Source organism: Caulobacter sp. LjRoot300 (assembly GCF_964253875.1).
Taxonomy (GTDB): Bacteria; Pseudomonadota; Alphaproteobacteria; order Caulobacterales; family Caulobacteraceae; genus Caulobacter.
On record NZ_CAXUSA020000004.1, the window covers coordinates 61,121 to 87,855 of the forward strand.

Annotated in this window: 21 protein-coding genes; 10 read left to right on the forward strand and 11 right to left on the reverse strand. The window is 70.2% G+C overall.

The window, feature by feature from the left end:
• Window positions 1-33 precede the first annotated feature (33 nt).
• The 3 genes from ileS to ACSQ2G_RS14800 all read left to right on the forward strand — a co-directional run bounded on the left by ileS (window position 34) and on the right by ACSQ2G_RS14800 (window position 4,380).
• Window positions 34-3,009 carry an isoleucine--tRNA ligase gene (gene ileS, locus ACSQ2G_RS14790; protein WP_436032100.1) on the forward strand — a complete coding sequence of 992 codons (2,976 nt, stop codon included), beginning with the start codon at window positions 34-36 and terminating at the stop codon, window positions 3,007-3,009.
• A gap of 180 nt (window positions 3,010-3,189) precedes the next feature.
• Window positions 3,190-3,699 carry a signal peptidase II gene (gene lspA, locus ACSQ2G_RS14795; RefSeq protein ID WP_436032102.1) on the forward strand — a complete coding sequence of 170 codons (510 nt, stop codon included), beginning with the start codon at window positions 3,190-3,192 and terminating at the stop codon, window positions 3,697-3,699.
• Between the two features lie 114 nt (window positions 3,700-3,813).
• Window positions 3,814-4,380 carry a DUF3035 domain-containing protein gene (locus ACSQ2G_RS14800; RefSeq protein WP_056751618.1) on the forward strand — a complete coding sequence of 189 codons (567 nt, stop codon included), beginning with the start codon at window positions 3,814-3,816 and terminating at the stop codon, window positions 4,378-4,380.
• 198 nt (window positions 4,381-4,578) lie between these two features.
• On the opposite strand, the gene ACSQ2G_RS14805 is transcribed toward ACSQ2G_RS14800, so the two are convergent.
• Both ACSQ2G_RS14805 and ACSQ2G_RS14810 read right to left on the reverse strand, forming a co-directional pair.
• A complete protein-coding gene (locus ACSQ2G_RS14805; RefSeq protein ID WP_436032104.1) occupies window positions 4,579-5,529 on the reverse strand; it encodes a TraB/GumN family protein in 951 nt (316 codons plus the stop codon).
• Window positions 5,530-5,725: 196 nt separating this feature from the next.
• A complete protein-coding gene (locus ACSQ2G_RS14810; protein WP_436032106.1) occupies window positions 5,726-6,694 on the reverse strand; it encodes a TraB/GumN family protein in 969 nt (322 codons plus the stop codon).
• A gap of 282 nt (window positions 6,695-6,976) precedes the next feature.
• Between ACSQ2G_RS14810 and mutL the strand changes: the two genes are divergently transcribed.
• Entirely contained in the window at window positions 6,977-8,950 is a 1,974-nt protein-coding gene (gene mutL, locus ACSQ2G_RS14815; protein WP_436032108.1) for a DNA mismatch repair endonuclease MutL, read from the forward strand.
• A 21-nt stretch (window positions 8,951-8,971) separates the two neighbouring features.
• Here the strand turns inward: mutL and ACSQ2G_RS14820 are convergent, their stop codons facing one another.
• Window positions 8,972-9,748 (reverse strand): reverse transcriptase domain-containing protein, encoded by a 777-nt coding sequence (locus tag ACSQ2G_RS14820; protein ID WP_436032110.1) that lies wholly within the window; start codon window positions 9,746-9,748, stop codon window positions 8,972-8,974.
• Window positions 9,749-11,291: 1,543 nt separating this feature from the next.
• Here ACSQ2G_RS14820 and folE point away from each other — a divergent pair.
• The gene (gene folE / locus ACSQ2G_RS14825) at window positions 11,292-11,870 is read left to right on the forward strand and encodes a GTP cyclohydrolase I FolE (RefSeq protein ID WP_436032112.1); all 579 of its coding nucleotides are present in this window, start codon (window positions 11,292-11,294) and stop codon (window positions 11,868-11,870) included.
• A 76-nt stretch (window positions 11,871-11,946) separates the two neighbouring features.
• On the forward strand, window positions 11,947-12,387 hold the full coding sequence (locus ACSQ2G_RS14830; RefSeq protein WP_436032114.1) for a VOC family protein: 441 nt from the start codon (window positions 11,947-11,949) through the stop codon (window positions 12,385-12,387).
• A 167-nt stretch (window positions 12,388-12,554) separates the two neighbouring features.
• Here the strand turns inward: ACSQ2G_RS14830 and ACSQ2G_RS14835 are convergent, their stop codons facing one another.
• From ACSQ2G_RS14835 to ACSQ2G_RS14855, 5 genes are all read right to left on the reverse strand, one after another.
• On the reverse strand, window positions 12,555-14,075 hold the full coding sequence (locus ACSQ2G_RS14835) for an adenosine deaminase family protein (RefSeq protein ID WP_436032116.1): 1,521 nt from the start codon (window positions 14,073-14,075) through the stop codon (window positions 12,555-12,557).
• Between the two features lie 99 nt (window positions 14,076-14,174).
• The gene (locus tag ACSQ2G_RS14840; protein ID WP_436032118.1) at window positions 14,175-14,972 is read right to left on the reverse strand and encodes a DUF4908 domain-containing protein; all 798 of its coding nucleotides are present in this window, start codon (window positions 14,970-14,972) and stop codon (window positions 14,175-14,177) included.
• A 150-nt stretch (window positions 14,973-15,122) separates the two neighbouring features.
• Window positions 15,123-16,355: a hypothetical protein gene (locus ACSQ2G_RS14845; protein WP_436032119.1), complete on the reverse strand. Its 1,233-nt coding sequence runs from the start codon at window positions 16,353-16,355 to the stop codon at window positions 15,123-15,125.
• A 111-nt stretch (window positions 16,356-16,466) separates the two neighbouring features.
• Complete coding sequence (locus tag ACSQ2G_RS14850; protein WP_436032121.1) at window positions 16,467-17,747, reverse strand: hypothetical protein; 1,281 nt, start codon at window positions 17,745-17,747, stop codon at window positions 16,467-16,469.
• A gap of 307 nt (window positions 17,748-18,054) precedes the next feature.
• Complete coding sequence (locus ACSQ2G_RS14855; protein WP_436032123.1) at window positions 18,055-18,645, reverse strand: GNAT family N-acetyltransferase; 591 nt, start codon at window positions 18,643-18,645, stop codon at window positions 18,055-18,057.
• A gap of 198 nt (window positions 18,646-18,843) precedes the next feature.
• On the opposite strand from ACSQ2G_RS14855, the gene ACSQ2G_RS14860 reads away from it, so the two are divergent.
• Window positions 18,844-19,845, forward strand: coding sequence for a transporter (locus ACSQ2G_RS14860; protein ID WP_436032125.1), 1,002 nt, complete (start codon window positions 18,844-18,846; stop codon window positions 19,843-19,845).
• Between the two features lie 263 nt (window positions 19,846-20,108).
• A complete protein-coding gene (locus tag ACSQ2G_RS14865; RefSeq protein ID WP_436032127.1) occupies window positions 20,109-21,416 on the forward strand; it encodes an acyl-CoA dehydrogenase family protein in 1,308 nt (435 codons plus the stop codon).
• A gap of 208 nt (window positions 21,417-21,624) precedes the next feature.
• On the opposite strand, the gene ACSQ2G_RS14870 is transcribed toward ACSQ2G_RS14865, so the two are convergent.
• Entirely contained in the window at window positions 21,625-22,272 is a 648-nt protein-coding gene (locus ACSQ2G_RS14870) for a glutathione S-transferase family protein (protein ID WP_436032129.1), read from the reverse strand.
• Between the two features lie 112 nt (window positions 22,273-22,384).
• Between ACSQ2G_RS14870 and ACSQ2G_RS14875 the strand changes: the two genes are divergently transcribed.
• Window positions 22,385-22,945 (forward strand): TetR/AcrR family transcriptional regulator, encoded by a 561-nt coding sequence (locus ACSQ2G_RS14875; protein WP_436032131.1) that lies wholly within the window; start codon window positions 22,385-22,387, stop codon window positions 22,943-22,945.
• A 50-nt stretch (window positions 22,946-22,995) separates the two neighbouring features.
• Complete coding sequence (gene pncB, locus ACSQ2G_RS14880; protein WP_436032133.1) at window positions 22,996-24,300, forward strand: nicotinate phosphoribosyltransferase; 1,305 nt, start codon at window positions 22,996-22,998, stop codon at window positions 24,298-24,300.
• On the opposite strand, the gene ACSQ2G_RS14885 is transcribed toward pncB, so the two are convergent.
• Both ACSQ2G_RS14885 and ACSQ2G_RS14890 read right to left on the reverse strand, forming a co-directional pair.
• Window positions 24,297-25,343, reverse strand: coding sequence for an aspartate-semialdehyde dehydrogenase (locus ACSQ2G_RS14885; RefSeq protein ID WP_436032134.1), 1,047 nt, complete (start codon window positions 25,341-25,343; stop codon window positions 24,297-24,299). The two genes, pncB and ACSQ2G_RS14885, sit on opposite strands and share 4 nt — an antisense overlap.
• Window positions 25,344-25,590: 247 nt before the next feature.
• Complete coding sequence (locus ACSQ2G_RS14890) at window positions 25,591-26,619, reverse strand: hypothetical protein (RefSeq protein WP_436032136.1); 1,029 nt, start codon at window positions 26,617-26,619, stop codon at window positions 25,591-25,593.
• Window positions 26,620-26,735 lie beyond the last annotated feature (116 nt).

Sequence of the window (26,735 nt, forward strand, 5' to 3'; positions counted from 1 at the left end):
CCTTCCGAACATTCCAAGCTGGATAGCTCTCCCATGGCCGACGACGCCACGACGACCGCCCGCGACTACCGCGAAACCGTCTTCCTCCCCGACACCCCGTTCCCGATGCGCGGCGGCCTGCCCAAGAAGGAGCCGGAGATCCTGGAGGGCTGGGCGGCCCTGTCGGACAAGGGGCTGTACGGCGCCGTGCGCGCCGCCCGCCAGGCCGCGAACGCCCCGCTGTTCGTGCTGCACGACGGCCCGCCTTATGCGAACGGGGCTATCCACATCGGCCACGCCCTGAACAAGACGCTGAAGGACTTCGTGGTCCGATCGCGCTTCGCCCTGGGCTACGACGTCGACTACGTGCCCGGCTGGGACTGCCACGGCCTGCCGATCGAGTGGAAGATCGAGGAAGAATTCCGCGCCAAGGGCCGCCGCAAGGACGAGGTGCCGGCCGCCGAGTTCCGCAAGCGCTGCCGCGAATACGCCGCCGGCTGGATCGAGGCCCAGAAGGTCGAGTTCCAGCGCCTGGGCGTGCTGGGCGACTGGTGGAACCGCTACGCCACCATGGACTACGCCAGCGAAGCCACCATCGTCGCCGAGTTCCACAAGTTCGCCACCAGCGGCCAGCTCTATCGCGGCTCCAAGCCCGTGATGTGGAGCCCGGTCGAGCGCACGGCCCTGGCCGACGCCGAGATCGAGTACCACGACCATACGAGCCCGGCGGTGTGGGTGAAGTTCCCGGTCAAGGCCTATGACGAGGACCGCTACGCCGTGTCGGGCAATGAGGCCGGCGACAACGTCTTCCGCCTGCCGCCCAACGACGCCAGCGTGGTGATCTGGACCACCACGCCCTGGACCATCCCGGCCAACCGGGCGATCTCGTTCGGGCCCAAGGTCGAGTACGGCCTCTACGAGGTCGAGGCCCTGGAGGAGAACCTCGAGTTCGCCCCGTGGTCCAAGGTCGGCGACCGCCTGATCATCGCCGACAAGCTGGCCGAGGACGTGCGAAAGGCGGCCAAGGTCGCGCAATGGCGACGCGCCGAGCCGGTCGACCCGACCGGCCTGATCTGCGCCCACCCGCTCGCGACCTTCGATGAGGGCTACGGCTTCGACGTGCCCCTGCTGGCCGGCGACCACGTGACCGACGACGCCGGCACCGGCTTCGTCCACACCGCCCCCGGCCACGGCGCCGACGACTACCTGGTCTGGCTGAAGAGCGGCTACGCCCTGGACGCCATCCCCGACACCGTCGACCCCGACGGCGCCTATTTCCCGCACGTGCCGCTGTTCGGCGGCCTGAAGGTCATCGAGACCGAGGGCAAGAAGGCCGGCAAGTTCGGGCCGGCCAACGGCGCGGTGATGGACAAGCTGATCGAGGCCGGCAACCTGCTGGCCCGCGGCCGCGTCGAGCACTCTTACCCTCACAGCTGGCGCTCCAAGGCCCCGGTGATCTTCCGCAACACCCCGCAGTGGTTCATCCGCATGGACCAGGCCGTGCCGTCGCTGGGCGGCAAGACCCTGCGCGAGACCGCCGTCCAGGCCATCGCCGACACCGCCTTCCACCCCGACGCCGGCCGCAACCGCATCGGTTCGATGGTCGAGACGCGGCCCGACTGGCTGATCAGCCGCCAGCGCGCCTGGGGCACGCCCCTGGCCATGTTCGTCGACAAGGAGACGGGCGTCCCGCTGATGGACGAGGCGGTCAACCGCCGCATCCTCGACGCCATCCAGGACGGCGGCAGCGACGCCTGGTTCGAGCTGCCGGACGAGCATTTCCTCGGCGACCGCGACCCGGCCCAGTACGAGAAGGTCGTCGACATCCTCGACGTCTGGTTCGACAGCGGCTCGACCCACGCCTTCACCCTGGAAGGCCGCAACGACAGCCGCTCGCCCGCCGACCTCTACCTGGAAGGCTCCGACCAGCACCGCGGCTGGTTCCAGTCGTCGCTTCTGGAGAGCTGCGGCACGCGCGGCCGCGCGCCGTACAAGGGCGTCCTGACCCACGGGTTCACCCAGGACGAGAACGGCGAGAAGATGTCCAAGTCCAAGGGCAACACCGTCGAGCCCCAGACCATCACCAAGGAAAGCGGCGCCGAGATCCTGCGGCTGTGGGCGGCGATGGTCGACTATTCCGAGGACCAGCGGATCGGCAAGACCATCCTGGCCACGACGACCGACGCCTATCGCAAGCTGCGCAACACCACCCGCTACCTGCTGGGCGCCCTGGCCGGCTTCGACGAGGCCGAACGGGTCACCGACTACGCCGACTTCCCGCCGCTGGAGAAGTACATCCTGCACCGGCTGTGGGAGCTCGACGCCCAGGTGAAGGCCGCCTACGAGGCCTATCGCTTCAGCGACGTGATCCGGCCGCTGATCGACTTCTGCCAGGGCGACCTGTCGGCCCTGTTCTTCGACATCCGCAAGGACAGCCTCTATTGCGACGCGCCCACGGCCCTGCGCCGCCGGGCCTATCGCACGGTGCTGGACTACGTGTTCGAACGCCTGACCGTCTGGCTGTCGCCGCTGACCAGCTTCACGATGGAAGAAGCCTGGACCACGCGCTTCCCCGACGCCGGCAGCAACGTGCTGCGGGTGATGCCGGAGACCCCGACCGCCTGGCGCAATGACGCCGAGGCCGCGCGCTGGGCCAAGGTGGAGGCCGTGACCTCGGTCGTGACCGCCGCCCTGGAGGTCGAGCGCCGCGAAAAGCGCATCGGCTCGGCGCTTGAGGCCGCGCCGGTGGTGCACATCGCCGACCCCGGCCTGCTGGCGGCCTTCGACGGCGTCGACGCGGCCGAGGTGTTCCGCACCAGCCAGGCGACCCTGGTCGCCGGCGAAGCCTCCGGAGCCTTCGCCGTGGACGAAGTCAAGGGTGTGGCCGTGGAGCCGAAGCTGGCCGAAGGCAAGAAGTGCGCCCGCTCGTGGCGCATCCTGCCGGAGGTCGGAACCGATCCGCGCTACCCGGAACTGTCCCTGCGCGACGCCGAAGCGGTGGCGTGGTGGGATAGCGTGCACGCGGTTTAAGATCACCCTCTCCCAGAGGGAGAGGGAGGGACCCGCGCCGCTAGGCGTGGGAGGGTGAGGGGTTGAGGCGCCAGACGGCGCGCCGGCACGCCGGCCAACGGTGTAACCCCTCACCTTCCCACCGCTGCGCGGCGGGCCCCTTCCTCTCCCTCTGGGAGAGGATCCAAGGAAAAGCGAAGAATGCTCAAGATCACCCGCCTCGGCTGGACCGCCTACGCCATCGCGATCATCACCGTCGTGCTGGACCAGATCAGCAAGGCCTGGATCCTGTCGACGCTGGGGACCGCGCCCGGCGCCAGCCAGCAGGTAACCGGGCCGTTCTACCTGACCCTGGTGCACAATTTCGGCATGAGCTTCGGCCTGTTCCGCGGTTCGGAGCTGAGTCGCTGGCTGCTGACGATCTTCTCGGCCGTCGTCGTGGTCGGCCTGGCGATCTGGGCCCGCAAGGCGGCCAAGCCGTTGATGGCGGCCGGCATCGGCCTGATCATCGGCGGGGCGTTCGGCAACAACCTGATCGACCGCATCCGCTACGGTTATGTCGTCGACTTCATCGACGTGTCGCGGATCCACTTCCCGTGGGTGTTCAACGTCGCCGACTCGGGCATCACCGTGGGGGTCTGCCTGCTGCTGCTGGACAGCTTCCTGTCGGAGGAGAAGAAGCTGGCCAATCCCGACGGCCACGGGCTCTGAGGCGACACGAGCGCCCTAACGTAGCCACGATCTCAAGGAAGATTGGCGCCCGGCCTCGGATGTCGTATCGAGAGCGTCCGAATTTACGGCCCGGGGGGCCGCTGGAGCAGGTTCATGAGTTTCTATCGGGTCGCGACCCTGGGCGCTTTGGCCGTCGTGGCCGCCACGGGCCTGGCCGGCTGCCAGTCCGCGTCGAAGGCGCTGGGCATGAGCAAGGTCGTTCCGGACGAGTTCCGCGTCGTCACCAAGGCCCCGCTGGTGGTGCCGCCCGACTACAGCCTGCGCCCGCCGGCCCCCGGCGAGCCGCGCCCGCAGGAACTGCAGCCTGAAAGCGCCGCCCGCCAGGCCCTGATCGGCCAGTCCAACGCCGCCGGCCGCTCGGACGGCGAGAAGCTGCTGGTCTCCAAGGCCGGCGTCGACAAGGCCGACCCGCTGATCCGCTTCGTCGTCGACGACGAGAACGGCGACCTGGCCCACAAGGACGAGAGCTTCGCCAGCAAGGTGATGTTCTGGAAGAAGGGCGACAAGACCGCCGCCCCGACCGCCGCCGAGACCGGCGCCACCGAATCCGTCACCGTCGACGCCGCCGCCGAAGAGGCCCGCCTGAAGGCCCTGACCGGCAACGGCACGATCATCATCACCCGCGAGAAGCAGGGCAAGATCAAGCTGCCGGGCCTGTAGGGGCTGGGGAGCTGAAGTTAGGAAAGGCCCGGCGGCGAAAGCTTCCGGGCTTTTTTCATGCCTCCCCCTGTGGGGGAGGTGTCGGCGCAGCCGACGGAGGGGGGATGAATCGGCAGGCGGCCGCATCCAGGGTCGACAATCCCAAAACTCCCCCCACCGATCGCTGCGCGATCGCCTCCCCCACAGGGGGAGGGACTTCTACTCCGGCGCCGTCACCGTAAACCCCCGCGCCCGCATCTGGTCCAGCACGCCGCCGCGGGCCACGAGGCTGCGGATCCCATAGACCGCCACGGCGTGGCCGGGGGTCCCCATCGCCGCGCTCAGGGCCTCGACCTCGTCGCGGGTCCCCTGGCGCTCCAGGTCGGCCACGCCCGGCAGGGCCAGCAGGCAGCGCTGGAAGTTGCGCGGGCCGGCGATCGCGCCGCGCACGTCGCCCCGCGCCCAGGCCCGGGCGGCCTCGCGCGCGGCCTCGGGCCCGGCGTTGACCTCGTCGAGCACGCCCTCCAGGCACAGCAGCCCCGCCTCGCGCGAATGGCCGCGCACCGCCGTCCTGATCAGCGGCATGACCTTGTAGGTGGCGGCCGGCCGGACCTTGACACGATGCTTGCGGGCCAGGCGCTGGATCGCGCGCTCCGGCTCGTTCACGTCCAGCCGGACCGTCTTGCGATAGTCGCCGGCCATCGAGATCCCCGCCCCCAGCGGATTCCAGCCGTCATAGGCGTCGGCGGGCTTGCGCAGGGTCGCCCGGGCTCGCGCCAGCTTGGGCGCCAGGTCGCCGGCGGCGGCGTCCAGCGGGACGTCGGACCTGAGCCGCTTGCGCAGCGCCAGGGCGGCCGGAACGTCGCGCAGCCCGGCCTTGCCCTCGGGCGGCAGGATCACCGCGAAGGCCCCGTCCAGCCGGCGGTCCAGCACGCCGGTGTCCCAGCCCTGGCCGCGCGGCAGGGCCTGCATCACGCCCAGCACGTAGAGCGTGGTGTCGCCGTCGGTGATCTTCCACCAGGCCGGGCCAGGCAGCCTGGCCGCCACGACCAGGGCCTCGACGACATTGGCCTCGGGATCGTCCAGCGCCGGCGGCGCGGTCTGGGCGCGGGCCGGGGCGGCGGCGGTGAGCGCCAGGGCGGCCAGCGTCCAGGTCCATGATCGCCGCATGTCAGGTCTCCAAAGCCAGGACGGCGAACTTCTCGCACTTCTTCTCAGCGGCTGTCCCTCCCCTTCATGGGGAGGGGGGACCAGCGAAGCTGGTGGGTGGGGCGTCGCCGCCGCGTGGGCGCCCTGCACCGATCCCCCACCCGACCTCGCTTCGCGAGGCCACCCTCCCCGCAAGGGGGAGGGAAGCGCCTCCTGTTCACCCCCCCGGCGTCTCCACCGTGAACCCCTTGGCCTTCAGCTGCTCCAGCACCCCGCCTTCGGCCAGCAGCGAGCGCAGCTCGATCACCGCCACCGCCTTGCCGGGGGTCTTCAGGGCCGAGGCGATGGCCTTGACCGCTTCCTTCTGGCCGTCGCGCAGCTCGCGGCTGATGGACGGGGTCGAGGCCAGGCAGCGCGAGAAGCCGCGGTCGGCCGAGACCAGCGCCCGCACCTGGCCCTTGGCCCAGCGGTCGGCCACGGCCTTGATCCCGCCGTCGCCGCTGTCGGCCTGGCGCAGGCCCGCGTCCAGGCACAGCTCCTGCAGCGGCTGGGGCGCCGTGGCCAGGCTCTTGATCGCCCCCACCAGGCTGTAGCCATCGAGGGTCTGGATGCGCGGCCGCTTGGCCAGGTCCTTGTCCTTGGCCAGCGCCCTGATCTGGTCGGTGAGGCTGCCCAGGTGGATCGAGAGGTTGCCCTCCTGCGAGTTGCCGATCACGAAGCCGGCGAAGGCGGGCTTGATGTCGTCCATCTCGTCGGGCTTCTTCTTGGAGGCCTTCAGTCGCGCCTCCAGTCGGGCGCGCAGCTCCGGCGGCAGGGTCTCGCGCATGGGCCGGTCCATGATGAACAGCTTGCGGCCGCCCAGCGCCAGGCTGACCATCCGGATGACGCTGACCTCGGCCTCCTGGCCCATGATCAGCACGTTGGCGCCGTCCAGCCGGCGGCGCAGCACCGTGTCGTCGAACGTCAGGTCGCTGGGCGTCATGCCCGGCACGCCCAGCACATAGACGGTGGTGTCGGCGTCGCTGACCTTCCACCAGGCCGGCCCCGGCATCGGGGCGTTGACCACCAGTTCCTCGACCATGTTGGCCTCGGGGTCGACCTTGTGCAGGTCGATCGGCCCGGAGGCGTCGACCGCCTGCTGGGCGAAAGCCGCTGACCCGAAAAGCACCAGCCCCAGGGCTGTCATCCCGGACGCAGCGCGCAGCGCGAAGATCCGGGACCGACGCCTGAGCGCAGCGCTTGCGGCGGTCCCGGCTCTCCGCTTCGCTGCGGCCGGGATGACAGGGTAAAAGGCGGCGAAACGGATAGGCGTCACTATCTGTGATCCTTCAGGCCAGCTGGAATCGATCTAGGATGATCGACCTTCCCCACTTGGAAGGGCCCAAGCTGGGCCGGTCAAATTACCATCCCGCAATGCGGGCCCGCCGAGCGGCCCCGCCCCGAAAGTCGCCCCGAAAGCCCGCCGTCCATGCCGATCCGCCGCCTGCCGCCCGAGACCGTCAACCGCATCGCCGCCGGCGAGGTGGTCGAGCGGCCGGCCAGCGCCATCAAGGAGCTGGTCGACAACGCCATCGACGCCGGCGCCACGCGGATCGAGGTCGAGGCCCACGGCGGCGGCCTGACCCGCATCCTGGTGGCCGACGACGGCTGCGGCCTGTCCGCCGAGGAACTGCCGGTGGCCATCGAGCGCCACGCCACCTCCAAGCTGGCCCCCGACGCCGACGGCCTGTGGGACCTGCTGCGCATCCACACCATGGGCTTCCGCGGCGAGGCCCTGCCCTCGATCGGCTCGGTGGCGCGGCTGTCGATCTCTTCGCGGGCCAAGGGCAGCAAGGACGCCTTCTCGATCCTGGTCGAGGGCGGCGCGGTCGGCGAGGTGGCCCCCGCCGCCTTCGCCGGCGACCACGGGGCGCGGATCGAGGTGCGCGACCTGTTCTACGCCACCCCCGCCCGGCTGAAGTTCATGAAGTCCGAGCGCGCCGAGGCCCTGGCGATCACCGAGGAGATCAAGCGCCAGGCCATGGCCAACGAGGGCGTCGGCTTCAGCCTGGACATCGACGGCCGCCGGGTCATTCGCCTGCCGCCCGAGCATCCCGGCCCGCAAGGCCGCCTGGCCCGGCTGTCGGCCGTGCTGGGCCGCGACTTCCAGGACAACGCCATCGAGATCGACCAGACCCGCGACGGCGTGCGGCTGACGGGCTTCGCCGGCCTGCCCACCTACAACCGCGGCAACGCCGCCCACCAGTACCTGTTCGTCAATGGTCGCCCGGTGCGCGACCGGCTGCTGCAGGGGGCCCTGCGCGCGGCCTATGCCGATTTCCTGGCCCGGGACCGCCACCCGACCGCGGCCCTCTACATCAGCCTCGACACCGCCGAGGTCGACGTCAACGTCCACCCGGCCAAGGCCGAGGTGCGGTTCAGAGACCCGGCCCTGGTGCGCGGCCTGATCGTCGGAGCCCTGCGCCACGCCCTGGCGGCGGCCGGCCACCGGGCCTCGACCACCACGGCGGCCAGCGCGCTGGACGCCATCCGGGCGCAGAGCATGGCCGCGCCCTATCCCGGTTATCAGCCCAATACCTATCAAGGGGGCCCCTCCCCCGCCGGCTTCTCGGCCTGGCAGGCGGGCGGCTGGACGCGGCCGGCGCCCCAGGTGCTGCCGGGCCTGTCGGACGTCTCGGCCCGCTACGAGGCCGCGCCGGAGGAGGCCTACGCCACGCGCGCCGAGGCCTTCGGGGGCGGCGTCGCCGAGGCGGTGCGCGAGGCGGCCTACGGCGGCTACGACGCCCCGCCGGCCATCGCTTATCCAGGGGGCGCCTATCCGGGCGCCGCCGAAGGCTCCACCCCGGCCTTCGACCCGGTCGACTTCCCGCTGGGCGCGGCCCGGGCTCAGGTGCACGAGACCTATATCGTCGCCCAGACCCGCGACGGCGTGGTCATCGTCGACCAGCACGCCGCCCACGAGCGCCTGGTCTACGAGCGGATGAAAACCGAGATGGCGGCCGGCGGCGTCGCCCGCCAGGCCCTGCTGCTGCCCGAGGTGGTCGAGCTGGACCCCGCCGAGGCCGAGCGCGTCGTCGCCCGCGCCGAGGAGCTGGCGGCCCTGGGCCTGGTGGTCGAGAGCTTCGGCCCCGGCGCGGTGCTGGTCCGCGAGACCCCGGCCCTGCTGGGCAAGACCGACGCCGCCGGCCTGGTCCGCGACATCGCCGACGACCTGGCCGAGAACGGCGCGGCCCTGGCCCTGAAGGAGCGCCTGGAGGAGGTCTGCTCCACCATGGCCTGCCACGGCAGCGTCCGGGCGGGACGGCGGCTGAACGGCGCGGAGATGAACGCCCTGCTACGGGAGATGGAGGCGACGCCGCACTCGGGCCAATGCAACCACGGGCGGCCGACCTATGTGGAGCTGAAGTTGGCGGATATTGAGCGGTTGTTTGGGAGAAGGTAGGGGGGCACCCCTTGCGTATCGCTAAAGGCCTGCCGTCGCGCGGACAGCGGCGAGAGCATCGGCTTGGTCCGCGTTGACTGTGCGAACATAGGCAATTGTCGCTTCAGCGGGTGCGACCGGGGGCTCCAGAACCGTCTGGCGGAACTCATTCAATCGGTTATCGACGATCGTCAGCGCGCCTTGACCAATGCGGATATTAAACGCCTGGATCAGGCTGGCTGGGCCGCGCACCTTGTCCGGATTGAAAGCAAAACCCGCCGTATCCGCGCCCTGTAGAATCAGGGACTGCGCATCGTTTAGCAAATTAAGACTGTCAGCCGACATCAATACATCGTCGACATAAACCGAGAGCCGCACACCAGTGCGCTTCACAGCTAGCATGGCGCGACCCAAAGCGGAGTAGTGAAGAACGAGCGATGCTAAATGCATGCTCTGCACGAAACCGAAGGGCAGGCTGTAGGCCCCGGGCGAGCCGTCCTTGGTCACAGTCGACATGCAGGCAAACTCGTAGGCATCAGCAGACTTAAAACCAATGCGACGAAGACCCCGGTGGACTTTGGTGCGCGTGACCTGGTCGAAGAAGCGCCTCAAGTCTAGACCTAGGATAAAAGGCGAAACTTGATGCATCCGCGATGCCGCGACGTGCCCGCCATCGCGAAAATGGTAGAAATGCGAAGGAGGGGACCAACGGTCCTCGATCCAGTCGCAGAGATCCTGGCCGGCCTTCCGCGAGACGTCATCCTGGACGTAGATGTGAACACCGCTCTTAAGCGGAAATCTGTGGTCGAAATTGTGCACGGTAGTTAGCGGCCTCGTTTACAAGCTGGACAACCACGAGGCTGACCTTACCCACCCAGTAGGCGACAGTCAGCGCCCATGGCAGGTGCTTGTAAACGAGGCCAAGGTACGAAGGCTTCTTTTGCTTCATATCCTTGCTCCCACTAGCTCCGGCCACCTTGCGCCGAAACGCAGAGCCGCTAACCAAAACGATCGCATTATGCCCATGGGTCAATTCATGTGGCTAATCGCGGATCGCCGATGTGCCATCCGTCGGATAACCTCAGGATCGCGGTGGGAGTGCCTAACACCGGAGCGAGTAGGAGATGGGGAAGCGCTACCTTTAGCGCAAGACCTCGCAAGCGTCTGGTCAAGGCACAAACTAGACGTTTGCGACGCGTTGCCCGGTAGCGGCTGCTTTGCCCTTTCCATCCGCCCAGCCGGATGCGGCCACGCCTTGAAGCCTTGGTGGATGGGAGCTCTGGGGACTGACCGAGTCAAGGACGGCGCGTCGCGCCGCCGCGGCGCGGCCGCCGGAGGCGGTCCTTGACTCGGTCAGTCCCCAGAGCAGGCTGGCAGCCAAGGTTTCAAGGCGCGGCCTCGCCGCTGCGGGCGGAGGGCGGGAGGGGCGCGTTCTTGAACCCTCTCTCTTGGAGAGAGGGAGGGGCCCGCCGCGGAGCGGTGGGAGGGTGAGAGGTTTCACCCTGTCCGGTTTCACACCGACGCCCTGCCGGCGCGCCGGTTGACGGTTTAACCCCTCACCCTCCCAAGCTTCGCTTGGGCCCCTCCCTCTCCCTCTGGGAGAGGGCGTCCATGCTCGGCGGATAGCGGACAAAGTTCCACGATTTCAAAGCCCTGAATTTTCTCGACCCGATTTGATCCACACCCCCTCAAACCCGCCCATACTAACTCTCGCCCCACCACCGGGGAGGCCGTCCAGCTGGCGACCTGGCGGGTGGCGGGGGCGGTCGAGCGGGGAGCGTCCGTCGGCCGGCGTCGGAGGGCCCTTCGGGTCGGTCGGCGGAACGTGGGGACCTCGGATGGGGCCTCGGGCGGTCCGGACCGGACGATGGGAACATCCCCTCGGGGCCGAACGGCGAAACGCACCAGGCATGGGCTGAAATCGCCCATGCGGTCCGGACGGGGTACGTCGCCCCTCCGCCCGCCGGGGGCCTCCATCGGAGCGGGTTAAAAATCCGCGACCCGAAGGCTCTCGTCCACCGGCCGCGCGGAGCGCTCCGGCCCAGGCCGAAACGGTACACTCCACAATCCTGAACCGGGCATGGCCCGGACGCTCCGCCGCCTCCCCAAGCCTGTCGGCTTCCTCCGACGGGGACATGCGCTTGTGCGCGTCTCCAAGTTTACCCTCCCCCTGTGGGGGAGGTGTCGGCGAAGCCGACGGAGGGGGGAGTGATCGGCCAATGGCCATACGGATCGACGATCCCAAAACTCCCCCCACCGATCGCTGCGCGATCGCCTCCCCCACAGGGGGAGGACCGTCGAGGGAAACAACTCGTCGCCACGCGCCTTTCCCTAAGGCACCATCCCGTCCAGGAGCCGCCCCATGCCCCCTGCCTCGCCTCCCGTCCCCGACGACGTCCAGGACGCCATCCGCACCCTGATCCGCTGGACCGGCGAGGATCCGTCGCGCGAGGGCCTGGTCGACACCCCCTCGCGGGTGGCGCGGGCCTGGAAGGAGTATTGCGAGGGCTATGGCGAGGATCCCGCCCGGCACCTGTCGCGGGTGTTCGAGGAGGTCGGCGGCTATGACGACATCGTGCTGCTGAAGGACGTGCCGTTCCAGTCGCACTGCGAGCACCACATGGCCCCGATCATCGGCAAGGCGCACATCGCCTACCTGCCGCGCGACCGGGTGGTGGGCATCTCCAAGCTGGCGCGGGTGCTGCACGGCTTCGCCCGGCGGCTGCAGGTGCAGGAGCGCCTGACCGCCCAGATCGCCGACTGCCTGTGGGACAATCTCCAGCCCCTGGGCGTGGCCGTGATCCTCGAGGCCAGCCACGCCTGCATGAGCGGCCGCGGCGTGCGCACGCCGGGCGTGACGATGAAGACCAGCCGGATGATGGGCGTGTTCCGCGACGACCAGCGCTCGCGGCGCGAGGTGCTGTCGCTGATGGGCTTCTGAAGACCCGCCGGCGCCGGAAACTGGGCCGGAGACCGCCACGTTGATGCCGGAACAAAGTTCTGTCGGAGCCCGTCCCATGCAACTCCATCGCGGCCGCCTGATCGACCACGTCCACCTGCGCACCCGCGACCTGCCGGCCATGAAGCGGTTCTACAAGGCCGTGCTCGAGGCGGTCGGCGTGCCGATCGTCGAGGACGAGATCCCCGGGGCCGGCGACCACTTCTACGCCGACGAGCTGTGGATCGACGTCGGCGAGCCGGCCAGCCACGTGCACCTGGCCTTCCAGGCCGCGGACGAGGCGACCGTCCGTCGCTTCCACGCCGCCGCCCTGGCCAATGGCGGGCGCGACAACGGCGGGCCGGGCCTGCGCGACTACCATCCCGGCTACTACGCCGCCTTCGCCTACGACCCGGACGGCAACAACATCGAGGCGGTCTATCACGGCCCGGCCGAGCGCTCGGCCCCCAGCGTGGTGATCACCTGGGACGACGGGGCGGACGACGGGGCGAAGGGGTAGCGCCATGTTCATCGTCCTGTGGGCGCCCTCCCCGTTGTCATCCCGGAAAGCGCGCAGCGCTTGTCCGGGACCCAGGGGAACCGCAACGCATTAGCCCAGTCCCCTGGGTCCCGGACAGCCTCTACGAGGCTTCCGGGATGACAACCGTGGGTGGGGTGGCGACCGTCCTACCGCCCCGCCTCGAACGCCTCGAACTCGCGCTCCAGCCGCCACTGCGCCGCGGCCTTGCGGCTGCCGGCCAGGAAGGCGTCGCAGGCCGGGCCGGGGCGGGCGCAGGCGGCGACCGGCGTGCGCGGGGCGGCCCACAGGCTGGGGCCGGGCAGGAAGGCGTATTCCAGGCTGGCCCGGGCGGCGGCCTTCAGGTCGCCATAGCCCAGGCCCTGCTCGGTGACCGCCCGCAGGTACTCGTTGGTCAGGTCGATGCGCGACACGCCCTCGTCGTCGGTGGACAGCACGAACGGCACCCCGGCCTGGCGGTAGAGGGCCAGCGGATGGTCGCCGCCCTTGACCCCCAGAATGGCGTCGTTGCTGGTCAGGTTGACCTCGACGGCGACCTTGTCGCGGGCCATCCGGGCCAGCAGGGCCGGGGCGTCGTCCTCGTAGGCGATGTCGACGCCGTGGCCGATGCGCCGGGCCCCAGCCACCTCGACCGCCTGGCGGATGTGGAAGCGCAGCTCGCGCGGGGCCACCAGGCCCTGGGTCAGCTCGCCGGCGTGCAGCGACAGCTTCACCTCCGGATAGCGGGCGTGCAGGAACTGCAGCATGCGCATGTGCAGGGCGTAGTCGGCCAGGGCGGTCGGGTTGTCCTCGGGCGCGACGATGTTGACGCCGACGAAGCGCGGGTCGGCCTGGGCCAGGGCGAAGGCCGCCGTCAGCTGGGCGAAGACCACATTGGGCGGCAGGATGCGCACGGCGAAGGCCTGGTAGCCCAGCGCCACGGCGCAGGGGCCGGTGCGCGGCTTCTGGGCCAGGCAGCCCTGGCGGCGGTCGGCCTCGGCTTCGGCGGCGTCGAACTGCTGGCGGGCCTTGGCGGTCATGGCCGGGATGCCGGGCTGCAGGGCGGCCAGGGCCTTGGCCATGTCGCCGTCCCAGGGGGTGTTCCGCGCCAGGGCGACAAGGTCGGCCATGGCCGAGGGGTTCACCGATGTCTCGACATAAAGGACGGCGTCGCCGGCCGCCTGGTCGCGGACCGCGGCCAGCAGGCCCGGCAGGTTGGCGTCGGTCACGGCCTCGAAGCGGTCGAAGGTCGAGAAGAACTGATCGTGGCCGGACGGCAGGGCTCCGTCGGCGCCGGGGTGGTAATTGCGCATCGACAGCGCATTGATCGCCCGGCCGTACAGCGCCGGATTGGTCTTGCCCAGGTCCCTGGCCGGGACCTTGCCTGGCGCGTCGCAAGGACCGGCGGCGATGGCCGGCAGCGGGCCGGTGGTCACGCACAGGCCGTCGGCGTCGGCCCAGGCCAGGAAGTCCTCGGCATAGGCCGCGCCCACCAGGTGGTTGTGCAGGTCGCCGCCCTTGGGCATGGCCCGCAGGAACAGCCGCAGTTGGGCGCGGTTCCCGGCGGCGGCCTCGAAGCGGGCGGCCGTGCGGGCCTCCGGCGACAAGGAGGCCGTCGGCGCGGCCAGGGCCGGGCCCGCCAGCAGCAGGGCGCCCAGGGCCGCGCCCGCCAGTCGTTTCACGCCGCTCATCTCTTGCCCGCCCCTGCTTCCCGCCTGCCCAAGGTGAGTTGCGTCGCCCGGCAAATCCAGCCCCCAAACGACGCTCTTCGCACGGAGGACTTCGCCAAGTCAGCGACCCCGCTTCAGGGCCCGGGCGATCCTGGCCGACGACGGCCGGCCGGCGGGTCCCGTCTTCGGGTTCAGCACGATCACCAGGACGTCGCCGTCGGCCTTGGCCTCGGCCTTGTCGCCCAGGGCCAGGACCACCCGCCGCCAGCGGGCCAGTTGGTCGCGCCGCCCGGAACGGTCGAGGTCCTCGAAGGCCTCGGCGACGACGACGGCCGCGTCGGCGATCGGCGCCGCGGTCTCGGCCGTGATCTCGTCCACCGAGGTGACGGCCAGCGGATGCTGAGCGGCCCGGGTGGCGCGGTGGCCCGACACCACCAGGGCGCGGAGCAGGGCCATGGGCGACAGGGGACGGCGGCCCGACAGCGGATCGCCGGGCCCGACCAGCATCACGGCCTGGCCGTTCGGCGCCCGGCGCGTGAACAGGGTCAGGCCGCCCAGCTTACTGGCCCGCAGCACCGTCTCGCCGAGGTCGTTCCTGAACACCGTGTCGCCCCGCGGCGCGGGATGCCCCTCCAGCGCCCAGACCTCGTCGCGGTTCTGGAACTTCAGCAGGGCCCTGGGGCCCGTGCGGTCCAGGATGAAGACATCGCCATCCTCGGTGCGGAAACGTCCGCTGGGCGCGAAGACGGGCCGGGCCCGCAGGCCGATCCGGGCCTCCAGGCGTTCCTTCAGGGTGTCGGCGCTGGCGTTCTCCGCCAGCGGTGCGGTCGCCAGCAGCAGCATCGAGGCCAGGACCCAGCCCGTCCGGCGGCGAGCCGGGCGCCGAGACGTCGTCGATTGGGCGGCCAAGCTGTGCAACACGTGATCCCGTCGGGCCCACGGCGGCGCCGCCGACCACCGCCCGGAAAGCCCGAAGCGCCACGAGATCGCCCGCCAACCTCAAGGCGGGAAGCTTGACGGCTATCGCGGCGAAAGAATGACCACGGCCCCGTCGCCGGGCCCTGACGATCAGGCCACGGACGACACCGGTCCGGCCTCGGGGGCCACCGACCAGTCGTGCAGCGGCAGGTTCAGCCAAGGCAGCGGCGCGGCGCCGACCGGCTGTTCCAGCAGGTCGGTCACCGCCTCGCCGGTCATGAACGGCAGGCCCAGGTCGATGCAATGGTTCAGCTCGCGGCGGGTGCGGATGTCGGCGACGCCCTGCCAGACCTGTTTGCGGCGATAGGCCGGGCTCTCGCGCATGAAGCGGTTGACCGCCGCCAGCCGGGTCGGCTCGTCGCCCGGCGGCAGGATCAGGGTGACGCTGCCCGCCAGGTCGGCCGGCAGCTCGTCGATCTGGAACGCCGGGTCGGTGACGCGCAGGTCCAGCCGCCCGAAGAACGGCTCCAGGAACCGCTTGATCTGTGACAGGGCCGAAAACGACGGGGCGCGCGGCGTATCGTAGACGCCGACCGCCAGGCGCGGCCGCGATCCCTTCGGCAGGGCTTCCAGGTGCGGCAGCAGTTCGGCCCGCGCCCGCGGCTTGACCAGCGTCGAGAAACTGAGCGGGAAGAACACCACGCCCACCGGCGCGGCGGCCAGGGCCTCGGTCGCTCCGCCCAGGGTGGCGATGTCGTCCTCGGGCCGGCTGACCTCGAGCGGCGGCGGGGTCAGGCCGAACGCCGACGGCGTCTGGGCCTCTCGCCAGACGGCGACGCTGCCGATGAAGGTCTGGCGCGGGCCATGATAGACGCCGCGATAGCCGACCCGGGCCGGCGGACCGGCGGGCGCGGCGTCGTCCGCGGCGGCCAGGGCCGCCAGCTCCTCCATGGTCGGCGCGCCGCAGACCGGCCCGCCCTTGGGCACGACCGAGGTCACCTCGGTCGGGGTGATCCGGCAGACGCGCCCGGCGAACGGGCTGTCCCCCTCGCCTTCCAGCAGGGCCTTCAGCTGAGCGCCGTGAATGCCGGCGAAACGCATGACGTCGGTCTGGTCGCCCTCGAACATCAGCAGGGCGATGTCGCCGTCGCCCTTGTCGCCGAACAGCTTGAATTGCAGGTCGCGGGCCAGGGCCTGCAGCTCGCGGGCGTCCAGCGTGGTGGCGCGCGGGTCGGCCAGCACGAACGAGAACGGCGCGACCAGGCCGTAGCGGCGCGGCCACAGCCAGGTGGTCTCAAGGTAGGCGCCCGCCACCTTGCCCACCAAGCCGGCCATGGTGTCGTTGTCGGCGAACCGCAGTTCGTCGCCCACGAAGACCTTCAAGCATGCGATCGCAGTCATGCCGCCACACTACGCGTCGAAGGTTAGCGGAATCGACTCATACGCGAGCAATTCGCCCGCGACCCACTGTCGCGGTGCGCGCCAAGGATGACGTCAGGCGACCTTTAGCGGCAGACCCTGGGCGGGCGCCGCGCCGATCGGGCTGGCCATCAGCTCGCTGATCGCCGGGCCGGAGACGAAGCGCAGGCCGGCCGCGCGGCAGGCCTCCAGCTCCCTCGGGTCGCGCAGGCCGGCGACGCCCTGCCGGACCCCCTTGGCGCGATAGGCGCCCTGGGCCGCGGCAAACTGGCCGATCGCCTCGACCCGGGCCCGCAGGTCGTCCTCGGGCAGCGACAGGGTGATGCTGGTGGCCAGGTCGCCCGGCAGCGTGCCGACCGGGAAGTTCGGCTCGGTGATGTTCAGGTCGATGAACGCGAAGTGCGGTTGCAGGAACGCGCGGATCTGCCCCAGCAGGCCCAGCGAAGGCTCGCGCGGGGTGTCGTAGACGCTCGCGCCCAGGCGGGTCTGCATGTCGAGCGGATAGCGCGACAGCCGGCGCTTGTAGGCCTCCTGCGAGGCCGGGTTGGTCAGGTTCCAGAAGCTGAACGGCACGAACAGCATGCCCGTGTCGCCGGCTCCCTTCTGGAAGGACGGATGGGCGAACGCGGCCTGGGCGTCGTTCAGGCTGGTCAGGTCGCGGGTCAGCAAGGCGGCGTCCTCGGTGGGACGCGGGGCCGACAGGTCCGCCCGCAGGCCGATCACGGCGCCGACGAACGACTCCGACGGCGGATGGTACAGGCCCCACCAGCCGGTGGCGGGCGGCGGCGGCGCCCTGGGTTTTTCGGGCGCGGTCCTGGCGGCCGGCTTGGCGGCGAAGGTCGAAGGGACCGGACGGGCGGCCGCTCCCGAGCCGGCGGCGACGGGACCGTCCTGGGCCGGCGCCGTGAGCCGCAAGGCCGCCTGCAGCGTCTCGTCGATGACCGCCTCGCTGGCCGCGCTGGGCACGGCGCGGATTTCGTCGGCGGTGATCACCTGGACGTGGCCAGGAGGGCCGGCATAACCGCGGCCGGCGATCAGGCTGGCCAGCGACGCCTGGGACAGGCTGGCGAACCGCAGGACGGCGGCCTCGTCGCCCTCGAAGGTCAGCAGGCAGACCTGGCCAGCCTGACGACCGGGGAACAGGCCGGCCTCCAGCTCGATCGCCAGGGTCTGCATTTCGACCGGATCCAGGCTGTCGGCCTTGGTGTCGGCCAGCACGAAGGCCAGGGGCGCGACGGCGCCGTAGCGGCGCGGGGCCTTCCAGCGATGCTTCAGGTACAGGTCCGCGGCGGCTTGCACCTGGGCCGCCGGGGCGCCCCGCCCCGCCTCGGCGAGGCCGGCGACCAGAATTCTCAAGCACGCGATAGCCGTCATGGAGCCGGAAACTACGCGCGAAAGCTTGGCGAAAACTTTACGGGGATATGGATAACGCCATCTTTACCTCAAAGATCAGCGTTCTTGGCGACGTCGTGACAATTGAGCGCGATACACTGGTGAGATTGCCGCTCCATCACTCGTCATCCTCGGACTTGTTCCGAGGATCCCTGCTTCAGCCGAGAAGAAGGAAGATCAATGAAACGGCGAGATCGCGGCCTCGCGTCTCACGCCAACTCAGCCGACGGAGGGGTCCTCGGAACAAGTCCGAGGATGACGAACTCCGAATCTAGGCGAACGTCTCCTGCAGCCGGAAGTCCAGGCGCTGCCGAACGCCCGGCCAGTCGGCGTCGGTGATCGAGAACACGGCGGTGTCGCGCACGTGGCCGGTCCAGGTGATCTTGTGGTTGCGCAGCACGCCGTCCTTGTCGGCGCCCAGCTTCTCGACGGCCGCCTGGCTGCGGGCGTTGCGCACGTCGACCATGAACTCGACCCGGATCGCCCCGGAGTCGAAGGCGTGCTTCAGCAGCAGCAGCTTGGACTCCGGATTGACCGGACCCGATCGGGCGTCCGGGTGCAGGAAGGTCGAGCCGACCTCCAGCCCGCGATGCAGCTTGCGGATGTTCAGGTAGCTGGACGTGCCGACCACCTTGTTGTCCTTCAGCCGGCGGATGGCGAAGCCGATCCGCTCGCCGCGTTCGGTCTCGCCCTTCAGCGCGCCCCACCAGTCGGCGAAGCCCTCGCCGCAGCCGTTGGTCGACATGATCTCCCAGCTGTCGGGATCGCAGTCGATCGCGCCCTTCAGCTCGGCGCGCAGCTCTGGCGTGATCGGTTCCAGCCGGACATAGCGGCCTTCGAGGGGGCGAATCTGGATGTTCATGGGCGGCAGGATGCCCTCGCCCCCGGGCCTCGCGCAAGGTCGGCGCGGCGATCCGGCGTCCCGGCCGTCCGACCCGCTCACGCTGCTGACACGTCCTGACACGATGCTGTCGCAAGTTCCGGGCGGCGGCCGCGCGCGCGACCGTCTAACGAGATCGCCGGCCGCTCAAGGCCGCGACGCCGACGGGGGAGACGATCGATGATTTCGCACGCGCTACGGGCCCGCCTGGGCATGGCGTCGCTGCTGGCCGGGCTGGCCCTGGCGGCCCCCGCGTTCGCCCCCGCCTTCGCCAAGGACGCCGCCCCGGTCCGGCAATCGCTGGACGACGCCTGGTGGACCGGTCCGATCCTCGCCTCCGGCGCCGCGACCCTGCCCAAGGGCCGGGCCCTGATCGAGCCCTACCTCTACGACGCCAAGCCGTATGGCGTGATCGACGGCAAGGGCAAGCGGCGCCCCGCCCCCGACGCCGACACCTACGGCTCGCAGACCTATCTGCTGTATGGCGTCACCGACACCTTCACGGCCGGCCTGATCCCCCGCTTCGGCTATCGCCGGGCCGGCGGCCGGTCCAGCTCGGGCGTGCGGCTGGGCGACCTGACCGTCCAGGGCCAGTACCGCCTGAGCCAGTGGAAGCAAGGCGGTCGCACGCCGACGATCTCGCTGATGCTGCAGGAGACCCTGCCCACCGGCCGCCACGACCGGCTCGACACCCGCCCCAACGACGGCTTTGGCGGCGGGGCCTACGCCACCACGGTCGGCCTCAATTCCCAGACCTATTTCTGGACGCCGAACGGCCGGATCCTGCGCACCCGCCTGAACCTGGCCTACACCCGCTCGGGCCACGCCGACGTCGAGGGCGCCAGCGTCTACGGCACGCCGGCCGGCTTCGACGGCCGCGCCCGGCCGGGGGACTCGTTCAACGTCGACCTGGCCTTCGAGTACAGCCTCACCCGCCGGTGGGTGGCGGCGATCGACCTGGCCTACCAGCGCGACGCGGCGACCACGGTGTCCGGCGTCGACGGCGCGGGCGCGGCCTATGCGCGCCGCTCGCCGGTCGGCCAGGCCCTGATCCTGGCCCCAGCCGTGGAGTACAATTTGAGCCCCGTCCTGGGCGTGATCGCCGGTGCCCGCGTCATCCCGGCCGGCCGCAACACCACCGCCTCGGTGACGCCGGTGATCGCGGTGAACTACGTGCTGTAGGGCGGCGTGCAGTCCCACTCGATCCCTCCCCCTTCAATCGTCATCCCGGGCTTCATGCCCGGGATCCCTGGTTCAGCTGACGGTGAAGCGCCGTGGCGCGCCGGCGCGCCACTCATCCGCACCTGCGGCGGACGAAGGGGTCCCGGGCACGAGGCCCGGGATGACAATCGGAAGGAGCAACCCCGCTTGCCGTCCGCGCCGCTTCGGTGCTAGAACGGTTTCAAACAAGCGTTTGACAACACAAGTACGGGACGGGAAACGCCATGGACTTCGAAATCTCCGCCACCCAACGGCAGTTCCTCGACCGTGTCACCGCGTTCATGGAAGAGCATGTCGTTCCGGCCGTCCCGGTCTACGAGACCGAGATGAACGTGCTCGGGGCCGAGCGCTGGAAGGTGGTGCAGGTCGTCGAGGAACTGAAGGCCAAGGCCAAGGCCGCCGGCCTGTGGAACTTCTTCATGCCGCCCCACAGCGGCCAGACCCATGTTGACGACACGTTCCAGTTCGAGGGCGTCCAGCTGACCAACCTCGAATACAGCCTGATCGCCGAACAGCTGGGCAAGATCGGCTTCGCGTCCGAGGTGTTCAACTGCTCGGCGCCCGACACGGGCAACATGGAAGTGCTGATGCGCTACGGCACGCTGGAACAGAAGGAGCGCTGGCTGCGCCCGCTGATGAACGGCGAGATCCGCAGCGCCTTCCTGATGACCGAGCCGGCGGTGGCCAGCTCGGACGCCACCAACATCGAGACCCGCATCGAGCGCGACGGCGACCACTATGTGATCAACGGCCGCAAGTGGTGGAGCTCAGGCGTGGGCGACCCGCGCTGCAAGGTGGCCATCGTCATGGGCAAGACCGATCCCGACAACGCCAGCCGCCACCAGCAGCAGAGCCAGGTGCTGGTGCCGATGGACAGCCCCGGCATCGAGATCGTCCGCATGCTGCCGGTGTTCGGCTATGACGACGCCCCGCACGGCCACGCCGAGGTGATCCTCAAGGACGTGCGCGTGCCGGTCGAGGACGCGCTGCTGCTGGGCGAGGGCCGCGGCTTCGAGATCGCCCAAGGCCGCCTGGGCCCCGGCCGCATCCACCACTGCATGCGCACCATCGGCACGGCCGAGGTGGCGCTGGAGAAGATGTGCAAGCGGCTGATGAGCCGCAAGGCGTTCGGCAAGTACATCTCCGACCACTCGGTCTGGGAGGAACGCGTCGCCGAGGCCCGCATCAACATCGAGATGTGCCGCCTGCTGTGCCTGAAGGCCGCCGACATGATGGACAAGGCCGGCAACAAGTCGGCGCGGCTGGAGATCGCCATGATCAAGGTCGCGGCCCCGCGCCTGGCCCTGAAGATCATCGACGACGCCATCCAGGCCCACGGCGGCGGCGGCGTGACCAGCGACTTCGGCCTGGCCAAGGCCTATGCCGGCATCCGCACCCTGCGCCTGGCCGACGGCCCGGACGAGGTGCACGAGCGCACCATCGCCCGGATGGAATACGGCAAGTACGGCGACCTGGCCTACCAGCAGAAGGCCGAGCGCGAGCGGGCGCGGGAAGTGGCGGGGATCCGGTAGGGGCTTCTCGTTCGACGATGTGACGAGGCCTCCCGGTGCGAACCGGGAGGCCTTTTTCTATCGTCCAAGATCGTTGTCATCCCGGACGTAGCGAAGCGAAGATCCGGGACCGCCGGAAGCGCCTGCGTTCACGCGCCGGTCCCGGATCGGCGCGCTTCGCGCTTGTCCGGGATGACAACGAAATGGTGCCCCCCCGCCCCCACTCAACCTACCCCGCCGGTGACCGCACGCTGGGCCGGTCCGCCACTTTCGCCCGCCACGCCATGAGCGCCGTGCAGTCCTCCGGGATGGCGATCTGGGCGAAGTCGGCGAAGGCCAGGCCGCCCCACACCGTGATGTCGGCCATCGAGAACGCCTCGCCGGCCACATAGGGCTGGTCGCGCAGCACCTTGTCGAAATAGCGCATGCCGGCCACGGCCTTGTCGCGCGAACGCTCGCCCCAGGCCTGGCGGCCGTCCCAGTCCGGGCTCTTGTAGGGCAGCATCTTCGCGCCGAGGCCGGGGGTGGCGTGGTGGAAATAGATCCCAACCGCGTCGATCAGCTCGGACTCGGCCCGCTTCTGCATCATGTGGATCACCGCCTTCTCGCGCGGCGTGCGGCCGGTCAGCACCGGATTGCCGTCGAGATTGTCCAGGTACTCGGTGATCGCCGTGCATTCGGAGATGAACAGGCCGTCGTCCAGCTCCAGCACCGGCACGGTTCCTGTCGGGTTCTTCTCCAGGAAGGCCGGCTGCTTGTGCTCGGCCCCGGGCAGGTCGACCGGCACGAAGGTGACGTCGGACGCCAGACCCTTCTCGGCCAGGGCGATGCGGACGCGGGCCGGATTGGGCCCGATGGCGAAGTCGTGGATTTTCATGGCGGCTGCCTCGGTTGTGATTCTACCTATCAGTAGATAGACAAAACCCGTAAAGGCCTTTCGGGCGTCGTCGTCAACCATTATCTATCGGTAGGTAGGCAAGGACTCAGCAGTGACCGAAACGACGAAGCTCGACACGCGGCAGGCGATCCTGGACGCCGGCCAGGCCGTGGTGCAGGCCCGCGGCTACAACGCCCTGAGCTTTCGCGAGCTGGCCAAGACCGTCGGGATCAAGAGCGCCAGCATCCACTATCACTTCCCGACCAAGGGCGACCTGGGGGCGGCGCTGGCCAAGCGCTACACCGACGGGGCGGCCAGGGCCTTCGAGCATTTCCTGGCCGTCGCGCCCGACGCGGCGACGCGGATGGGCCTCTATACCGGCGTGTTCCGCGCCGCCTTGGTCAACGACAACCGCATGTGCCTGGTGGGGATCATGGCCGCCGAAAAGGCCGACATGCCGGCCGAGGTGATGGTCGAGGTCGAAAGGTTCATCGCCCTGAACGTGGCGTGGCTGACCCAGGTGCTGGGCCTGACCGGGTCCGAGGCCGACCAGAAGGCCCTGGCGGTGCTGTCGGCCATCAACGGCGCCCAGCTGCTGGCCCGCGGCGGCGGCGACGTGGCGATCTACGACCGCACGATCGCCGCCTACCGGACGGCGGGGCTGTTCCCTTAGGACCCGCGTTCCATCGCCGCCCACCGCCTCCGGTCCCTTGAAAGCCGCCCATGCCCGTCACCGACATCGCCACCCGCGTCCACGACCACGGCTGGCGGCTGGACCCGATCGTCCGCAGCCTGCTGGACACCGACTTCTACAAGCTGCTGATGCTGCAGCTGATCTGGAAGCGGCATCGCGACGTGCCGGTGACGTTCTCGGTGGTCAACCGCACCCGCGCGGTGCGGATCGCCGACGAGATCGACGAGGGCGCCCTGCGCGAGCAGCTGGACCACGCCCGCACCGTGCGCCTGAGCAAGAAGGAGCGCATCTGGCTGGCCGGCAACAGCTTCTACGGCCGGGCCCAGATCTTCGAGCCGGCCTTCCTGGCCTGGCTCGCCGACTACCGGCTTCCCGACTACCGGCTGGACCGGCGGGACGGCCAGTTCGTGCTGGAGTTCGAAGGGCCGTGGGCCGAGGTCACCCTGTGGGAGATCCCGGCCCTGGCGATCATCAACGAGCTGCGCAGCCGCGCGGCGATGCGCGGCCTGGGCCAGTTCTCGCTGGACGTCCTCTACGCCCGCGCCAAGGCCAAGCTGTGGGACAAGGTCGAGCGGCTGCGGCGGCTGGAGGGCCTGGTCCTGTCGGACTTCGGCACGCGCCGCCGCCACGGCTTCCTGTGGCAGCGCTGGTGCGTCGAGGCGCTCAAGGAGGGGCTGGGCGAGGCCTTCATCGGCACCAGCAACGTGCTGCTGGCCATGGACAGCGACCTGGAGGCCATCGGCACCAACGGCCACGAGCTGCCGATGGTGATGGCCGCCCTGGCCGGCGACGACGAGGCGGCCCTGCGCCGGGCGCCGTTCACCGTGCTGGACGAGTGGTCGCAGGCCTATGGCGGCAATCTCAAGGTGGTGCTGCCCGACGCCTTCGGCACCGCGGCCCTGCTGCGCGACGCCCCCGACGACCTGGCCGACTGGACCGGCTTTCGCCCCGACAGCGCGCCGCCGGTCGAGGGCGGCGAGGCGATCATCGCCTGGTGGCGGGCCCGCGGCCGTGACCCGCGCGACAAGCTGCTGGTGTTCTCCGACGGCATGGACGTCGAGAGCATCGAGACGACGCACCGCCACTTCGCCGGCCGGGTGCGCACCAGCTTCGGCTGGGGCACCAACCTGACCAACGACTTCGTCGGCTGCGCGCCGGACGCCCGAAGCCTGGGCCCCGTGTCCCTGGTCTGCAAGGTCACCCGGGCCGGCGGCCGCCCGGCCGTCAAGCTGTCGGACAATCCCAACAAGGCCGTGGGCGATCCCGCCGAGATCGCCCGCTACCTCCGCGTCTTCGGCGCGGAGGGGTTCCAGGCCCAGGCGGTGACGGTTTAGCCGGCTCCCACGAGCACCTCGGCTATCTGGACGGCGTTGAGCGCCGCGCCCTTGCGCAGGTTGTCGCCGGTCACGAACAGCGCCAGGCCGTGGGCGACGGTGGGGTCGGACCGCACCCGCCCGACGAACACCGGGTCCTGGCCGGTGGCGGCCAGCGGATTGGGGACCTCGGCCAGCGCCACGCCCGGCGCCTCGCCCAGCAGGTCCAGGGCGTCGGCGACCGAGATCGGCCGCTCGAACTCGGCGTTGATCGACAGCGAGTGGCCGGTGAACACCGGCACCCGCACGCAGGTGCCCGACACCGGCAGGCCCGGGATCTCCAGGATCTTGCGGGTCTCCTCGCGCAGCTTGGCCTCTTCCTCGGTGTAGCCGTCCTCGCCCAGCTTGTAGTTCAGGGGCACCACGTTGAAGGCGATGGGCGCGGCCCACTTCTTCGGGGCGGGGAAGTCCACGGCGGCGCCGTCGCGGGCCAGGGCCGCGCCGCCGTCGGCAGCCGCCAGGATCTGGTCCCGAAGCTCGTCGATGCCGGCCACGCCGCCGCCCGACACCGCCTGGTAGGTGCTGACCACCAGTCGCTTCAGCCCGGCCGCCGCGTGCAGCGGCTTCAGCACCGGCATGGCCGCCATGGTCGTGCAGTTGGGGTTGGCGACGATCCCCTTGGGGATCTCCGCCAGGGCGTGGGGGTTGACCTCGGCCACCACCAGCGGCACGGCCGGGTCGTCGCGCCAGGCCGATGAGTTGTCGATGACGATCGCCCCGGCCGCGGCGACCTTCGGCGCCAGGGCGCGCGAGGCAGCGCCGCCGGCCGAGAAGAAGACGATGTCCAGGCCGGCATAGTCGGCGGTCGCGGCATCCTCCACCACGATCTCCCCGCCGCGCCAGGCCAGGGTGGTTCCGGCCGACCGCGCCGAGGCGAACAGGCGCAGCGAGGCCAGCGGGAAGTCCCGCTCGGCCAGCAGGGTCCGCATCATCTCGCCGACCAGGCCGGTGGCGCCGACGATGCCGACGCGCGGCGGGTTGGAGGTGGAAAAGGCGGAAGTCATGTCATGCGTCTCCTGGAGGATGCGGAGGCGCGGGGATGTCCGTCGGTCTGGAAAGGACGGCCCCGCGCGTCGGCGGGGCTTCTGTCCGGTTGTCGCGTCTAGACCGCGCGCACACCCGCAGACGCCCCGCCGACGCGGGTCGTTTTGCGAATAATGGCTTTGGTCATCACGACGGACATGGCGCAGCTCTCTAGGGACGAACGCGGCGGATGTAAACCGTCCGGCGCGTTCGTCGCTGGACCCGCGGTCAGTTCCCCGTCGGGACCGGCGACATCGCCGCCACGCTGGCGCCGGCCACGGGGATCATGAAGCCCGGCAACGGACGCGCCGCCGGGGCGGGCACCGCCGTCGGGACCGCCGCCCCGCCGGCCGCGTCGCTGACGCACTGGGCGGTGTCGATCAGGGCGTGCTGGCCCAGGCAGAAGACGTCCTCGTAGTGCGGACCGGCCACGGCCAGGCACTGGTAGAGGTTCAGCTTGGCCATCTTCATGCAGAAGCCGCTCTTCTTGTCGTGCATGACGACGTCCAGCTTGCCGGCGTCCTGGTCGCCGGCCGCGCCCAGCACCGCCAGGGCCGCCAGGGCCGCGGCCCGCACGGTCACCGGGGTGAAGGCCGCTCCGCCCTCGCCGCCGAAGCTCCCCGCCTCGCGCGGCGCGGTCGCGGCCTGGATCAGCCGACCGGCGTCCTCGTCGCCGGGGGTGAAGAAGGCCGCCGACATCGCCTTGACCTTGGCCAGGCGGCCGGCGGTGTCGGCGATCGGCCCCTTGGACCAGTCCTGGTGCTGGATGTCGTAGGCCGCCTGCTTGACCGCCTTGCCGGTGACGCCCAGCGGCGTTCCGCGCTTGAGCAGGGCCGCCTGGGCCCGGCTGGCGGCCGCGCCGACGCCGTCGATCTCGACGACGCTTTCGGGATTGGCTTCCAGGCGCTCGATCAGCACCTCGGCGGGCGTCTCGCGGGCGGCCTGGCGGACGCCGTCGATGAAGGCCTCTTCCTGCAGGGCGGCGATGGCGCCGTAGGCGATCATGCCGGCGTCCAGCTGCTCGGGCTGGTAGGCCGCGCCCTTGGCCAGGGCCTCGGCGACGCCGCCGCCGTTCTCGAACGCCGCCGAGATGGTCCCCGCGCCGCGGGTGTAGGTCTCGAAGGCGCTGGCCGCGGCGACCACGTCGCGGGCCAGGGTGACGCCGGGCGCGCCGCGCTCTTGGCGGGCGACGGCGAAACCAGAGACGGCGACGGCGGCGATCAGCGCGCTCGTCGTCCAGAGAACGGGATAGTTCATGATGATGGCCCCAGACCGAAATTACGGCCTATTTGGCGACCATCTCGGTTGACCAGTCTCTAATGTTCATGCCGAATTGGACGTTAACGTCCGTGTATTGGACTGTTTTCGCTGCG

Excerpts from the sequence above, each read along its gene's own strand:
- ileS (WP_436032100.1), top strand. The coding sequence starts at position 34 with ATGGCCGACGACGCCACGACGACCGCCCGCGACTACCGCGAAACCGTC.
- lspA (WP_436032102.1), top strand. The coding sequence starts at position 3,190 with ATGCTCAAGATCACCCGCCTCGGCTGGACCGCCTACGCCATCGCGATC.
- ACSQ2G_RS14800 (WP_056751618.1), top strand. The coding sequence starts at position 3,814 with ATGAGTTTCTATCGGGTCGCGACCCTGGGCGCTTTGGCCGTCGTGGCC.
- ACSQ2G_RS14805 (WP_436032104.1), bottom strand. The coding sequence starts at position 5,529 with ATGCGGCGATCATGGACCTGGACGCTGGCCGCCCTGGCGCTCACCGCC.
- ACSQ2G_RS14810 (WP_436032106.1), bottom strand. The coding sequence starts at position 6,694 with ATGACAGCCCTGGGGCTGGTGCTTTTCGGGTCAGCGGCTTTCGCCCAG.
- mutL (WP_436032108.1), top strand. The coding sequence starts at position 6,977 with ATGCCGATCCGCCGCCTGCCGCCCGAGACCGTCAACCGCATCGCCGCC.
- folE (WP_436032112.1), top strand. The coding sequence starts at position 11,292 with ATGCCCCCTGCCTCGCCTCCCGTCCCCGACGACGTCCAGGACGCCATC.
- ACSQ2G_RS14830 (WP_436032114.1), top strand. The coding sequence starts at position 11,947 with ATGCAACTCCATCGCGGCCGCCTGATCGACCACGTCCACCTGCGCACC.
- ACSQ2G_RS14835 (WP_436032116.1), bottom strand. The coding sequence starts at position 14,075 with ATGAGCGGCGTGAAACGACTGGCGGGCGCGGCCCTGGGCGCCCTGCTG.
- ACSQ2G_RS14855 (WP_436032123.1), bottom strand. The coding sequence starts at position 18,645 with ATGAACATCCAGATTCGCCCCCTCGAAGGCCGCTATGTCCGGCTGGAA.
- ACSQ2G_RS14860 (WP_436032125.1), top strand. The coding sequence starts at position 18,844 with ATGATTTCGCACGCGCTACGGGCCCGCCTGGGCATGGCGTCGCTGCTG.
- ACSQ2G_RS14865 (WP_436032127.1), top strand. The coding sequence starts at position 20,109 with ATGGACTTCGAAATCTCCGCCACCCAACGGCAGTTCCTCGACCGTGTC.
- ACSQ2G_RS14870 (WP_436032129.1), bottom strand. The coding sequence starts at position 22,272 with ATGAAAATCCACGACTTCGCCATCGGGCCCAATCCGGCCCGCGTCCGC.
- pncB (WP_436032133.1), top strand. The coding sequence starts at position 22,996 with ATGCCCGTCACCGACATCGCCACCCGCGTCCACGACCACGGCTGGCGG.
- ACSQ2G_RS14885 (WP_436032134.1), bottom strand. The coding sequence starts at position 25,343 with ATGACTTCCGCCTTTTCCACCTCCAACCCGCCGCGCGTCGGCATCGTC.
- ACSQ2G_RS14890 (WP_436032136.1), bottom strand. The coding sequence starts at position 26,619 with ATGAACTATCCCGTTCTCTGGACGACGAGCGCGCTGATCGCCGCCGTC.